This is a genomic window from Enterobacter sp. Tr-810, from assembly GCF_011752765.1.
GTDB classification, from domain to species: Bacteria; Pseudomonadota; Gammaproteobacteria; order Enterobacterales; family Enterobacteriaceae; genus Enterobacter; species Enterobacter soli.
This window is the reverse complement of record NZ_VWWW01000005.1, coordinates 44,742-59,121: the sequence shown is the minus strand read 5'-3', so window position 1 is coordinate 59,121 and position 14,380 is coordinate 44,742. Positions and strand designations below refer to the sequence as shown.

The following is a 14,380-nucleotide window of genomic DNA, read 5'->3' as shown; positions in this document are numbered from 1 at the left end:
CTATTATGTTTTAAAGACCCCTTTCGGCATTGATACGTTAAGGAGTCTTTATGAGCACCACTATTCTTACCGGCGATCGCCCGACCGGCCCGCTGCACCTTGGTCACTATGTCGGTTCACTGCGCCAGCGCGTGGCGCTGCAACAGACGCACAACCAGTTCGTATTGATTGCCGATTTGCAGGGGCTGACTGACAACGGCAGCAACCCGCAGAAGATCCGCGATAACATTCCTGAAGTACTGGCCGATTATCTGGCCGCGGGCATCGACCCGAGCCTGACCACCATCTGCCTGCAATCCGCCCTGCCCGCCCTTGCCGAGCTGACGATGCTGTATATGAACATCGTCACCGTTGCCCGCGTGGAGCGTAACCCGACGGTGAAAAATGAGATCGCGCAGAAAGGCTTTGCCCGCTCGCTGCCGGTCGGCTTTATGGCCTACCCCATCAGCCAGGCGGCGGACATTACCGCGTTTAAGGCCGAATGTGTGCCCGTGGGCGACGACCAGTTGCCGATGATTGAACAGACCAACGAGATTGTGCACAAGATGAACAGCCTGCTGCCCGCCCCGGTGTTGCGCCACTGCAAGGCAATGCTGAGCGACACCAGCCGCCTGCCCGGCATCGACGGCAGCGCCAAGATGTCGAAATCGCTCGGCAACACGCTGCACCTTTCCGCCAGCGAAGAGACCATCCACCGCGCAGTGAGCGCCATGTACACCGACCCTAACCACCTGAAGGTGAACGACCCGGGGCAGATTGAGGGGAATGTGGTGTTTACTTACCTCGACGCGTTTCATCCGGACAAAGACAAGGTTGCCACGATGAAGGCGCACTATCAGGCGGGCGGGCTGGGTGACCGGGTGTGTAAGAACGAACTGGAAGCGTGCTTGCAGGAGCTGATCGCCCCTATGCGCGAGCGGCGGGCGATGTATATGCAGGACAAGGGGGAATTGATGGCGATGCTGAAACGCGGAACGGAACGGGCTCAGGGAGTGACGCAGGGGACACTGCGAGAGGTGAAGATGGGGCTGGGGGTGCCGGTGTTTTGAAGGTGGTCTGAAATTAAAAAATAATCCCGGCACCCGGCCGGGATATTTATCAGGCGTTACGCTTAATCACCGGAATATCGCCGGTATCATTTAAAACGCCTGGAAATGTTTTTAACCACTGCGCGACTTTCTGCTTATTTATATTCACCACACTCATACCATCCAGGCATCCCCATAATTCTCTTGTATGCTGTGGCGTAATCACAATGCAGTCTTTCATCACCCGGATTTTGACCGGCATCCCGTTAATAAAACCCGCCCGGGATAACCACTCCCCCTCAAGAGGAAGATAATTATTGTCCACCCGTGAATAGAGTTCGCAGCAGGCCGAACTCGCTTGCGGCGTCTCCGCCCTTGGATGGACAGGCGCGCTACGGGTCTGGTTGCCGTGAAGACGGCGGGCACTGTTTTTGCGTACCAGCTCGTGGTTTTCAATCACGCCGGTAAAAGCGTCTGATTCTGTTTTGCAAACAGTAAACTCTGGCTTAAAATTCGTCGCAGCCATTTTCAACTCCTAGGATAGTTGGTTGTGGTTAGCGGTATGAGGGTGTTGCTGCACCTTCATATCGCGAATTCCTTCATTTATTTCCCTTTGATACTTCCTTTGCCGTCTGGCGTAATTTCTGCTGCCTATTATACAGAGCTGAATATAAATACAGCGGTTTTGCGGTGGGTAAATTTGGGAAATGCGAGGAGGATTCAGGAAATAGGGTTTGGGGGTCTGGTGGTATTTTTGTGCAAGAGCTGCAATGGTAGTGAAAGACTGAATAATCTGTTGAACGTGGGTGCACCTAATGAGCATATCGTTGATGAAGAGTAGCAAAGTACTGGAGGACCACTAGTAAGAACCGCAATAGATGGTGTGTAGAGTGGAGTCTGTCAGGGTAAAATTTTTAAGTCGAAGGTAGCATCTGCTGGTACTTGCTTAGTTGAAAGTGAGAAGTTAGTAGGTTGATTAACCGAGCTTTTGCGAGCATCATCGCAAATTCTACTGACTCCTGTAACAGAACCATGACCATAGCAAAATCTCTCAGTCAAAAAATCGCTGAAATGAAAACAGCCTGGTATGGCAATTTCCCAGCACCGAATAAGCCTTTACTGGTTCTGTATGTACTTTCTCAGTACAAAAAGGGACACGCACAGCTGTTTCATTTTCAGACAGAAATACAACCGCAACTCAAGGAGTTGCTGAAAAAGTATGGGCCTAAACGTAGAACATACGAAACTCTCATGCCTTTCTGGCGCCTGAAAAATGACGGATTTTGGGTTCTGGACAGCGACAACCTTAACTTTCTGGAAAGCCCTGTTGAACCGGCATTACAAATGGTTTTAGATCATAATGTTGCCGGAGGTTTTGATGTTTCATCATTTTCGTTAGTACAACATCAAACGTTGTTAATCGATACCTTGGCGCAGCAGATACTAGAAGAATATTTGCCTGAAGACATTCACTCTGCATTGTCCTGTGAGCTTGGTTTTGAAACACCGAAACAACCTGTAGTAGTTGATAATCCGATCGACCAATTTGATCTGATTAAGCAGGATCTCGAGCTGATCACTAATGATTTATCTCTGAGCGAAACGACCCGAAAAATCTTGAGCCAGGCAAGAATCGGACAGGGATCCTTTCGCACAGGTTGTTTAAAACTCTATCCAACCTGCCCAGTAACCGGTATTAGTTTTCAACCGCTGCTCAGAGCAAGCCATATAAAACCATGGGCGGATTGTCGAACGGCGCAAGAACGCCTGGATCCACATAATGGCATCATGCTGGCTGCACATATCGATACACTTTTTGATTCAGGTTGGATTACGTTTGCTAATAAAGGTGACGTTCTGATTAGTAATCATCTTGATTTTGAGACATGCGATAAGCTGAACTTACCCCAGAAGATCATCGAGTTACCTCAACTATCATTCGATTATTTGTCATGGCACCGGGAATTTGTTTTTAAGGGCTGAAAACAGCCCTCAATATTATATATATTAGTTATCTATTTGACGCTCAAATGCCTGTGTCACGAGAAACATCACATATGGCAATTCGTCTAATTTCTCGAAACCAACCTCTACATCACCATTCCCCCAACGGCCAAGACCAGTAATGTCTCTACAGATGCCCTTTGGATCATTAACCTGAGAATAAGGGATATTAAGAATAAGTAGCAATCGTTTTGCCTGAGGAACAACGTCTACGAAATTAACCTCGGCCTTATAAGCAATATAAAGTTTTAAGAATACTTCTGTCACACAGGGATCAAGCTCTAGCGTTGCTTTTCGAAATGCGTCAAATAGTGCATTAACATTTTCTTTCGCAAGATGGGCATGATCTTCAAAGCGATAAACTGTATTTGCATCCACTTGCGGATGATAATGAGCCAAAATATCACTTGATAACTTAGCACTTGGCCAGACATCACTCGCAAGGATCGCCATTTTCTCTGCCCTGGCAGAGATTGTACTTTCGTTCCAGCTATCCAGAGCACTTAATCCATCATTAAGGCGCAAATGACTATATTTGAATCCCCCATCCATATCACGTTTTTCACTAAATGAACGATTACTGTATTCAGAGTTATACCCCGTTAACGTCAAGTTACCGAGGGTATGGCGGCGAGTTTCCCATACACGTTGCCACTCATCACCAAGTTCCGTTCTCCATGATACCGGAACTTTCTCCTGCTTATTGTCACACTGAGGAAGAATATGTTCAATTGTATAGCCTTCTACGGAAATCGGCTCTTTGTGCTTATGGTTTTCAAGCCTCCTGAGCCAATAGCTACGGCTCCTGAAATTATATAAATCCCGCGTCTGTATATCTCGAATGAATTCTTCATCACCCGGAAAACGTCTATATGATGGTAGTAAAATGAACGAAGCCTTAATACTTTCCAGGTAACGTTCTTTATCAAAATTTTTACTAAGCCCTGCGAAAGTTTTGTTCATTGAGTTAGTTGGTATAGAACATACTGCTCTACGAAATACATAACTCTCCATCAACCGCAAAGCTTCAGAATAATCTTCAACAGATAATTTATCATGCTTATAATCATCATATAACTCAAGCATCAACGGGTAAGCAACATCCATTCTAAGCTCACGGATGTTCTGAAACACATTTTTTAGCTCTTTGTTCTTTTCAGCACCAAGTGCAATGGAACAATAGTAACCAGCATATTGATGTATTTCTGCCAAAATGCATTCAACAGATTTTTTTGTTTGATGAAAATATTGTTTAAATGCTTCATAGATATCGTCAATTTTAGGTATATCACCCGTTTTGACAGTAAGATAATGGCGCATAAAGGCATCAAACTGTTCAGAGTAGGCTTCCTGCCCAAACAACAGCTCCATCCTACGCCAGTGATCATTATACAAATTCGTCTGACGCTCAGTTTCAAGCCCCATTAAAATGTAGTTACGGATCAAATCTGCCTGACTGAGTTTTTTCCCCGTAGAGTTCATACTCTCGAAAATAAGTTGTGGGTTGTCATTTCCACGTTGCAGAGAAATATCAACCACAATCAACTTGCCTAAACCCTTGCATACTGTTTCCAGCAACACCTTGTCCCGAAGTTTTTCCCTGAAAAAGTCGAAGTTCTCTTTCACTCTTACCGAACTCGTTTCAGGCAGAGGTTTACCATCGATGATAGCGCGCAGGGTCTCATTATCAGTTAATGACAAAATGAGTTTGTAACGCTTCTCCCCAGACAGGAGAGGATTCGTTAAGTAGAACCCTCGTAATTGGGCCTGGTTGAACCCTTCAATAAGTTCCAGATCACCCACAGCTTCGGCCAGAGCAGCAATCAACAAAGAGACTGTCGTAATACGTTGTTGACCGTCGATAATCAGCAACGGCGACTGCGATGTCACTGAATAGAGACCATTTTCGATGTAAACGACTGAACCTATGAAATGACCCTGGTTATCTTCATCCCTTCCACAACGAATGATGTCTTCCCACAGTTGTTCGCACTCTTTCAGGCTCCACGAATAGAGTCGTTGATAGATAGGTATTACGAGTTGAGGTGCTGTATGCAGAAAGTTGAGTAGCTTGGCTTCTTTAGCCTTCATCCCTATGTTCCTTGTTGTTCGACTACACTCCACTGATAGTGACAATCTACCTCTTTTCAGGGATATTATCTAAAGCTTTTATTTAACCCAATATGGTAACTTAAGTAAAATTAACTGACTTGAATAAAAACCTGACTTAAAAATGCATTTATATGCCTTATCAATAAACATTCACAAAAGGGAAATGTAATCACATGCTCGATCTAATAGCCAGAAAATCTGAACTTATTGTCTCATTTTGTGCAATGATAACCTCAGTTATATCGTTATTCATTGCATACAAGGCGCAACTACATCAGCAAAAGCACAACCAACTATCGGTAAAGCCATTAGCAGAATTCTTGATAGGTGATTATGAAGACGTTATCTTTATTAAAATAAAAAACCAAGGAACAGGGCCATTGATCGTAAAAGAATTTTTAACGCAAGATGCAAGTAATAGCCATGATCGAATAATGGATGCAATAAGTAAAATTAAGCTCAATATCCTTTGGGAGCGTTTTACTGATAATATTGATGAAAGAATAATTGCTGTAGACAAAGAGTTGATACTCTTACAGGCTAGTTTTGATCAGACTGAAAAGCATTTGCGACAAACACTTCGTTCTGAACTGTCGATGTTAGAATTAAATTTAACATACAATGATATATATGGAATAGAACAACCGAAATTGATCAAAAAACTTGATTGGTTCTCACGGTAAAGTTGTTTTACAACACAGATAACTCATCGATACCCGATTGCTATCAGTTTAGGTATCTATACTATTTGAATAAGATGATGGGAATGTAATGTTTCGGATTTTATACCTGACAAAACATTCCATCTTTTAATCGGGGAATCGAAAATCAAGCCCCTTTCAACATATCAAACACCACCCGGGCAAAGCCCTTCGCCAGTTCAGGATTAGAGAGATATTGCACCATCATCTCCTGCTGGGCGTCGTTGCTGTCCATCACGGCATCATCAATGGCTTTTGGGAAATCGCCCAGCATTGCCTGTTCGCGCGTATTGTTGGCAATCTGGGTCATCACCGCCTGGTTTTCTGACAGCTTGTCACGCACCGCGAAGGCATAGTTGATCATGTCTTTATCGGTGAGATTATCGGTAACGAACAGCTCGTTAAGACGCGCCAGGATATTCGACAGAAACTCTTCTTTCTTGTCCTTCGGCTTTGCCGTACCGACATCATTACCCGGTGTGATTTTGTATTCTTCCGCATCTTCCTGCAGTTTTAGGTGCTGTTCGTGAAGCTTCGACAGGCGATAATGGCTCATCTCCACATTGCTTAAATCAATCTCGCCTTCTTCGATACGCTGTTCATGCAGTAACGGACGCAGATGGCGGGCAAACAGGCTCAGCTTCTCCAGGTTCTTGTCGTCGTAATCGACGATTTGCGACATAAACTCGTAAAAGCGGACAAAGCTGCCGAGATCTTTCTTGAAGATATCCAGCTTACTTTTTTCTTTCTCGCACTCTTTGAAGGTGTTTTCCGCATTGGTGATCAGCACAATATCGCCGGTCTTTTTGGTGCGTTCAAACATCTCTTTAGCCAGCACATACGCATCAATCGCTGAGGTATAACGATGCTTCCAGCGCTCCACCGCAGGTTTGCAGATATTGCTAATGGCCGCGTTGGATTTGTTTTTGCTGAAGAACGCCTCGCAGAACTGCTCTACCTCGTTCCACAGGAAAATACCGCTGGTACGCAGCTTTTCAAACAGCTCAAAGACGAGCTGCGGATCGCTGACATCCGTCAGTTCTGCTGTCTGGTAGTACGGCTGGAAAGCACCCAAAATCTCGTCGGGTTCGTTGTAGAAATCGAGCACAAACGTGCCGGACTGCACCTTCCCTGGATAAGTACGGTTCAGGCGCGACAGCGTCTGCACACACTCAACGCCACCCAGCTTTTTATCCACATACATGGCGCACAGCTTAGGCTGATCAAAACCAGTCTGGAATTTGTTGGCCACCAGCATTACCTGATAGTCATCGGAGTCAAACGCTTTGCGCATATCCCGGCCTTTCAGGCCTGGGTTCATATTGATCTCGGTGAACTTCTGGTTAAGCAGCGCAAGGCTGTTTTGGTCATCTTCATTGAATTCCACTTCCCCGGAAAACGCCACCATCGCGCTTATCTTGTCGTACTTTTGCTCAGCGATATATTTATCGAACGCCAGCTTGTAGCGCACCGCCGCTTTACGCGAGCTGGTCACCACCATCGCTTTCGCCTGGCCAGCCAGTAAGTGCATCACATGCTTGCGGAAGTGCTCAACAATCACCTTCACTTTCTGCGACACGTTATGATCGTGCAGTGAGACCCACTGGTTTAGTTTGATCTTCGCTTTTTTGCTGTCCACTTCCCGATCAGGATCGTCCAGCTTTTGCAGCAGCTTGTACGCCACTTTATAGTTGGTGTAGTTCTTCAGCACATCGAGGATAAAGCCCTCTTCGATGGCCTGGCGCATGGAGTAAACGTGGAACGCTTCCGGTTTGTTCGTTTTCGACGCCGGTTCCTGCGGATTAGGAAGACGACCAAACAGCTCCAGCGTTTTGGCTTTCGGCGTGGCGGTGAAGGCGTAATAGTTGAGGTTGTTGCTGCCTTTACGCGCGGCGACGGTGGCATCCAGAATATCTTCTGAAGACATCTCCACATCGTCATCCGCCTCTTCCGTCATCAGCACTTCTTTCAGCTGACGCGCCGTAGAGCCGCTCTGCGAGGAGTGCGCTTCATCGGCAATCACCGCGTATTTACGCTGCTTGAGGCTGACGCTGTTTTCAATCGCCTTCAGGACAAACGGGAAGGTCTGAATGGTGACGATAATGATTGGCTGCGAGTTTTCCAGCGCGCTGGCCAGCTTCTCCGATTTAGAACCGTCGCCCTCTTTGTTATTGATACGCCCGACTACGCCATCCTGATGCTCAAACTGATAGATGGTGTCCTGCAGCTGGTCGTCAAGCACGGTGCGGTCCGTCACCACTATCACCGAGTGGAACTGCTTCTCGCCATGCTCATCGTACAGGCGGGAAAGCTGATGGGCCGTCCAGGCGATAGAGTTCGATTTGCCCGACCCCGCACTGTGCTGAATCAGGTATTTATTGCCAGTGCCTTCCAAAGTGGCGGCGGTGATCAGTTTGTTCACTACATCCCACTGGTGATAGCGCGGGAAAATCAGGCTCTCGCTTTTGTACTTCAGGCCAATGGCATTTTCTTTTTCGACGATTTGCAGATGCACGAAGCTCGCGAGAATTTTCAGCAGATTGTCCGGCAGCAGCACCTCATTCCACAGGTAGCTGGTGGCGTAGTCGTTAGCATCTTCCGGGATATCGTTCCCCGCGCCGCCGTCATGGGTGCCTTTGTTAAACGGCAGGAAGAAGGTTTTATCGCCCTCAAGTTTGGTCGCCATAAACACTTCATACTGGCTGACGGCAAAATGCACCAGCGCGCCGCGCTTAAATGTCAGCAGCGGCTCAGGCTTATTAGTGCCAGGATCTTTTGGCAAACGCGTTTTCTTATATTGCGTGATGGCGTTTTGTACGGTCTGCTTAAATTCAGACTTCAGTTCGAGGGTCGCTATCGACAAGCCATTGACGAACAGAACCAGGTCGATACGCCATTTCTTCGCCTTAACGCCCGTTTCTTCAAATGCGGCGTTCGACGCATGAGGGCTGTAAACCAGCTCCGGCACGATGCGACAGATATTCTGTTTATAGCGTGTCAGGGTTTCCGGATTGAGGTTATGCTCCGGCTTGAACTGGCACAGGGAAAAACGTGCGTTATGGCTTTTGATACCATGACGCAGCACACCGAGCGTACCGTAGGTGCGCGACAACACATCGGTGGCGTTGATGTCCGCTTTTTTCAGCTGCGCCACCAGCGCATCGAGGAAATGACGCTCGGTATCGGTAGGATAAATTTTGGCAAACTTCTCCCACTCCTGCGGCTGCGTGGTCTGCACAAACGTCAGCGCATCCTGCGAGTACAGCGCACGTTCGCGATCGTAGCCTTCTGCTTTGTCGCAAATCCAGCCTTTTGCTTTCATCTGAGCAATCATTTCATTCTGGAAAATCAGCTCTTTGGTGCTGTCCATGCTCATGCTGTGGCCTCCTGTGGCTCCTCAACGTCCTGCGTCTCAGGGGATACCCAGTCGCGGACGTCGATTTTTCCGGTGACGGCGGCGGAGATCAGTGCGGTGCGGCGCTCCTGGAGCAATTGTATGATTTCTGAAGACCTCAATTCTAAATCAGAAAAGTAGGATAATTTTTCTTCTAAAAAACTTGTTATTTCTTGTTGTTCTTCAATTGATGGTAATAAGCAGTTAATAGATAAGTAATCATCTTTAGCAATATTTTGCATACTGCTACTGGCGCCCTCTGCTCCCAAAGATATTTGAGTGCGAAAGCCTTGAGTCGTCATAAAATGAGCCAAATAAGCTGGAATTAGCTTCAGCTTAGAGTTGAAATTTGTTTGCCACAAACGATCTGGCAAATAAATATTTTCCGCATCAACATCCACTAAGGCACTTGCGCCAACCAAATCAGGAGTATTCATGCGGCTAATAATTATGCTTCCTTTTCGAACAGGGCATTTTACGCGGTGCAGATCTTCTAATACAACAATCTTATTTTCATTAGCCCTAAAGCTACGAGTATAAACACAGCTAGTTTTTAGAACAGCTACTTCACCTTGCTGAGCAGGAATATCAGCAGCATTCACACTGCACCCTGACTCTAAAGATGATATTAAGTGTTTAAGGCGAAGAACATCCCAATGCTCTGGAACCTCCCCCAACCATTCAACGCCAGAATCTTTCATCGGCACATCAGGGTTTAGCCCTTTGGTGACGGCATGGCTAATCACTGCCTGACGTTTTTCTTTGAGCATTTCAATCAGTTGCTGTTGCTTCTCGATCAGATTATCGATTTTTACGGTTTCGTGATCGAGGAATGCAGCGATTTGTATCTGCTCTTTTAGTTGGGGAGATGCATAAGAAAAATTAACAAAGGTGTCTTGGTACAAGTGAACAATCGTACTACCTGTTTTATTGTAATCGACAAAATCGGTAAACACCTTAGACTGGAGCAGCCAAAAATAGAATTTAGTAGAGAAGTTATTTACAAGCGGCCTTACGACAAATACACCACTATTTAAAGTCGCTTTTTCATTGGGTTTTAACCCGTCAATCAATGCTACTTTCCCAATAGTTCCATCTTTAGTAATAAGCAAATCACCATTTCTTAGCTGTATATATGGATCTTGCTCATAGCGATTCAAATCACAATGATAGCAATCAGCCCAGTGAATGCGTGATGACTTAAAGTCACTACCGGTGACAAGAAATGGTCCTTCATCCGTAAAATCATCCGATTTTAGGCCATGCCAGCCGACTCTTGCCTTAACATATGCTTCATACTTTACTTTCGTAATGAACCACTCACTGGGATAATTTCCAACCCATATAATATTCGATTTCTTATAACTTCCATAGGTAGGTAAATTCATTATGAATGTACCTCCTGCAGCAGCTTCATAATCTCGGCGCTGACCGCATCCAGGTCGGCATCAATATCTTCCAGCGGGCGCGGCGGCTGATAGACATAGAAATGGCGGTTAAATGGAATCTCATAACCGACAATCCCCACTTCACCATCTTTCGCATCGCGCTTATCAGCGTTGATCCACGCGTCATCCACATGCGGAAGCACTTCCGCTTTGAAGTAGTTTTCAATCAGGTCACTGGTAGACATTGCCGGGTTCAGCGGCACGTTTTCGTTATCACGCAGCTCGCCGTCCTGTTCAAACTCAACAACCTTGCCTTTGTATTCAAACGCGCCGTACAGCGGCTGAGCGGTTTCTTTTAGCACCTTCTTCACCACCGGCTCGGCATCCGGGTTTTTGGTGGTGATAGCGTCGATAAACTGTTTATTTTCTTTTGCATCCAGCTTCACGCCAGCCGTTTTGATGGCCCCTTTCAGGGTCAGCTGGAACTGATTGAAGTCATTGCATACCAGCGTTTTACCACCTGCCTGCGTACCCAGTGCTTCCTGAATCTGCTGCGCTTTTTCCATCAACCCGCGCTGTGTCAGCCACAGCTTGCTATCGAGAAGATCTTTAATCTGCTTCTCTTTCAGCTCTGCAAATTCGGCTTTGATGATGGCGCGAGCTTCGGCTTCCAGTTCGGAGAAATCACCATAGCTATCCGCCTGCCATTGGGACGCGAACTCTTCATACAGGCGTTCCATCGGCGCGTTAAACGGCTTCGGCGCAAAGCGCAGAGTCGTAATCGATTCATCCGTCACCTGAGCAGATAACCGCAGCGGGCGTTCAACGGTCAGGCGGCGATAGCCAAAGTCGGTGCTGTTAAAGATTTTGCTGGCGAAGGTTTTCGGCGCTTCGGTTTTGGCGGTGGCAGGCTGACGGCCACGGCTGGATTTTTGCTCGGCGGCTTTTTCCAGACCCAGTTCTTCCAGGGTTGTGGCATCCACCACCTCAAAGTCACCGAAGGTCTGGGTGATCAGTTTTATATCGTCATCACCCATCAGGTTACGCTTGGAGCCCAGCGATTTACGCATTTTGCCGCACAGGTTGGTACCATCAATCAGCTGTACTTTACCTTTACGCTCAGGCGCTTTCTTGTTGGAGAGGATCCAGACGTAGGTGGCAATGCCGGTGTTGTAGAACATATCCGTTGGCAGCGCGACGATGCCTTCCAGTAAATCGGCTTCCAGAATGTAGCGACGGATTTCGCTCTCTCCGCTGCCCGCCCCGCCAGTAAACAGTGGCGAACCGTTAAGGATAATCCCGATACGCCCGCCGTTGCTCACGGTGCCATCCACATTGTGGCTGTCGCGCATTTTGCTGATCAGGTGCATCAGGAACAGCAGAGAGCCGTCGGAAACACGCGGCAGGCCCGGGCCGAATCGACCGTTAAAGCCTTTCTGTGTATGTTCGTCGTTAATCTCGCCCTCAATCTTTTTCCAGTCCACGCCAAACGGTGGGTTAGAGAGCATGTAGTCGAACTGGTCCAGCGGCAGCTGGTCGTTAGAGAGAGTGTTGCCCAGCTTAATACGGCTGACATCCTGACCTTTGATCAGCATGTCGGCTTTACAGATTGCGTAGGATTCCGGGTTCAGCTCCTGACCAAAGGCACGCATCACCGCGTTAGGGTTCAGCTCGTGCACATATTCCATGCCTGAAGAGAGGAAGCCGCCGGTCCCGGCCGTCGGATCATAAATGGTGCGGATGATACCGGGCTGCGTCAGGGCTTCATCATCTTCCATAAACACCAACGAAGTGGTCAGACGCACGATATCGCGTGGGGTGAAGTGCTCACCAGCGGTCTCGTTTGAGCTTTCCGCGAACCGACGGATCAACTCTTCAAATACCAGGCCCATCTCATAGTTGGAAATCGCTTTCGGGCTGAGATCGGTGGTAGCGAATTTCTTCACCACTTTGAACAGCAGGTTGGCATCTTCCAGCAGGCCGACAAACTCACTGAATTTGAAGTGTTCGAAGATCTCACGCGCGTCCGGGGAGAACGCCTGTACGTAGCTTTCCAGGTTGGCTTTGATATCGTTCTGGCCCATCTTGCCAAGGTCCATCTTCGAGGTGTTAAAGAAGGAAAGCTCGCTGGCGCGCAGCAGAAACTTCTCTTTGGCATCTTCCGGCAGCGGGCTGGTTTTTAATTCATCATATTTCGCCACCACCGCATCTTTGGTCTCCGCCAACACACACTCAAGACGACGCAGCAGCGTAAAGGGCAGGATCACGCGCCCGTACTGAGACTGTTTGAAATCACCGCGCAGCAGATCGGCCACCGACCAGATAAACGCAGCCGTTTGAGAAAAGTTAGTGTTAGTCATGAAACCCTCGGAAGAGATCGCCGCTCTGGAGCAAAATGCTCAGGCAAAAAATCAGTTTTGGAATGCAATGCGCAAAATAATACCTGCTACAGGGACTATCGCAACCGATATGGGACAAAGAAATGAATACTACTATTGAGAAACAGTTGAGGAGAGCGGTAGCTGTGCCAGGTTAATGTCCATCTACATTCAATGAGACTCATAAACGCTAAATGCCAGACAAAAAAGCCGCCCTGAAGCGACTTGATCTTGCAACTTAATTGCCGTGGAAGTTAATTTTTGGCAGGAATATAGGTTTTCTTGAGAGGCACCAGCAGCTTAGTGTCAATATCGACCTGCTCATAGTTTTCGATAAGCGCTCTGACAAGGTCATCAAGCGTCCAGAGCGTCAGCGGTATCGTCGAACGATCGGCTTCATATCGAGCATCCTTTGTAAAGCCGCCAGTACTGACATAAAGCCCACGATCGTCTTTATGACGACCGCCAATAAAACTACGGATTTGCTGACTTCCCATCTGTTCTCTGCGGTGCTTTACCTCAACGATAATACGCGGATTTTCAAAACCAAATCCATCAGGTGAAGCTATGATGTCTTTACCACGATCGGCTCCAGCGGGTGACACCTGAGTTTTATACCCCATACTGCGTAAGACTCCGGCGACAAGGTCCAGCATCTCATCCCAGTCGAGTGAGTTGATTCGATCTTTAATCCCCTCAAATGCAAGCATTTCCATATCACGAAGCGGATCTGAAACAACTTCATCCTCATCCATTGAAACTGAATTCTGAGTAATAACGTCAACTGTGGGTTTCTTATCTTGTAACAGCTCTATTGACGCATACTCTGGTAGCTGGAAAACCGTCAGCGTAGAGCCCAGTGAATTTTTAGTAGCAACAGACAATCGATCGCGGTCGATTTCTTCAATATTCCATTTAACCTGGCGAACGATTCCCATACCTTCTTCCACCCATTCAGGATGGTATTGAAAGTCGGAAGTAACTTTGCCTAACAGATAAGTACGATTGGCTGGCGAATAGGTAATAACCCAATCACCCTTTTGAATTTCATTCACAAAACGCCAGACCTGCGATGCACCAGAACGAGCGCTACCCAACTTCATCAGAGGTTCTGCTTCCTGATACAAGGCGAGTAACTGAGGTCGGGACAGGCCGGGTTTGACTAAAGGAGCCAGTTGAGACCAACCAATACCTACGATTTGTTTATCGCGAAAATCGTCGTAGAGTTTGCCGCCATCGCCGCGAATCATCCACATCCTGTTGCCCATACCTGTCCCTTATGCGGAAAAGAAATTTTGCTGGATCATAAGCTTGTTAGTTGCAGGCGTCAAAACTCACTACAGCGGATACCCCGACATCCAAGAATTTATACAAG

General features: G+C 47.1%; 9 protein-coding genes. 3 read left to right on the top strand and 6 right to left on the bottom strand.

Annotated features, from left to right (window positions below):
• Window positions 1-50 precede the first annotated feature (50 nt).
• Window positions 51-1,049, top strand: coding sequence for a tryptophan--tRNA ligase (gene trpS / locus F3J30_RS15050; RefSeq protein ID WP_166717750.1), 999 nt, complete (start codon window positions 51-53; stop codon window positions 1,047-1,049).
• 49 nt (window positions 1,050-1,098) lie between these two features.
• On the opposite strand, the gene F3J30_RS15045 is transcribed toward trpS, so the two are convergent.
• Window positions 1,099-1,554, bottom strand: a complete 456-nt coding sequence (locus F3J30_RS15045) for a SymE family type I addiction module toxin (protein WP_166717749.1) — start codon at window positions 1,552-1,554, stop codon at window positions 1,099-1,101.
• 506 nt (window positions 1,555-2,060) lie between these two features.
• On the opposite strand from F3J30_RS15045, the gene F3J30_RS15040 reads away from it, so the two are divergent.
• Entirely contained in the window at window positions 2,061-3,011 is a 951-nt protein-coding gene (locus F3J30_RS15040; protein WP_247650591.1) for an HNH endonuclease, read from the top strand.
• Window positions 3,012-3,035: 24 nt separating this feature from the next.
• Here F3J30_RS15040 and F3J30_RS15035 read toward each other — a convergent pair whose 3' ends face one another.
• Window positions 3,036-5,123: a DUF262 and DUF1524 domain-containing protein gene (locus F3J30_RS15035; RefSeq protein WP_166717748.1), complete on the bottom strand. Its 2,088-nt coding sequence runs from the start codon at window positions 5,121-5,123 to the stop codon at window positions 3,036-3,038.
• A 194-nt stretch (window positions 5,124-5,317) separates the two neighbouring features.
• Here F3J30_RS15035 and F3J30_RS15030 point away from each other — a divergent pair, with 194 nt between their 5' ends.
• The gene (locus F3J30_RS15030; protein ID WP_166717747.1) at window positions 5,318-5,827 is read left to right on the top strand and encodes a hypothetical protein; all 510 of its coding nucleotides are present in this window, start codon (window positions 5,318-5,320) and stop codon (window positions 5,825-5,827) included.
• A 145-nt stretch (window positions 5,828-5,972) separates the two neighbouring features.
• Here F3J30_RS15030 and F3J30_RS15025 read toward each other — a convergent pair whose 3' ends face one another.
• From F3J30_RS15025 to F3J30_RS15010, 4 genes are all read right to left on the bottom strand, one after another.
• Complete coding sequence (locus tag F3J30_RS15025; protein WP_166717746.1) at window positions 5,973-9,221, bottom strand: DEAD/DEAH box helicase family protein; 3,249 nt, start codon at window positions 9,219-9,221, stop codon at window positions 5,973-5,975.
• Window positions 9,218-10,627: a restriction endonuclease subunit S gene (locus tag F3J30_RS15020; protein ID WP_166717745.1), complete on the bottom strand. Its 1,410-nt coding sequence runs from the start codon at window positions 10,625-10,627 to the stop codon at window positions 9,218-9,220. The genes F3J30_RS15025 and F3J30_RS15020 overlap by 4 nt, the downstream gene beginning before the upstream one ends.
• On the bottom strand, window positions 10,627-12,987 hold the full coding sequence (locus F3J30_RS15015; protein ID WP_166717744.1) for a class I SAM-dependent DNA methyltransferase: 2,361 nt from the start codon (window positions 12,985-12,987) through the stop codon (window positions 10,627-10,629). Before F3J30_RS15015 ends, F3J30_RS15020 begins: the two co-directional genes overlap by 1 nt.
• Before the next feature lie 272 nt (window positions 12,988-13,259).
• Window positions 13,260-14,273: a restriction endonuclease gene (locus F3J30_RS15010; RefSeq protein ID WP_166717743.1), complete on the bottom strand. Its 1,014-nt coding sequence runs from the start codon at window positions 14,271-14,273 to the stop codon at window positions 13,260-13,262.
• Window positions 14,274-14,380 lie beyond the last annotated feature (107 nt).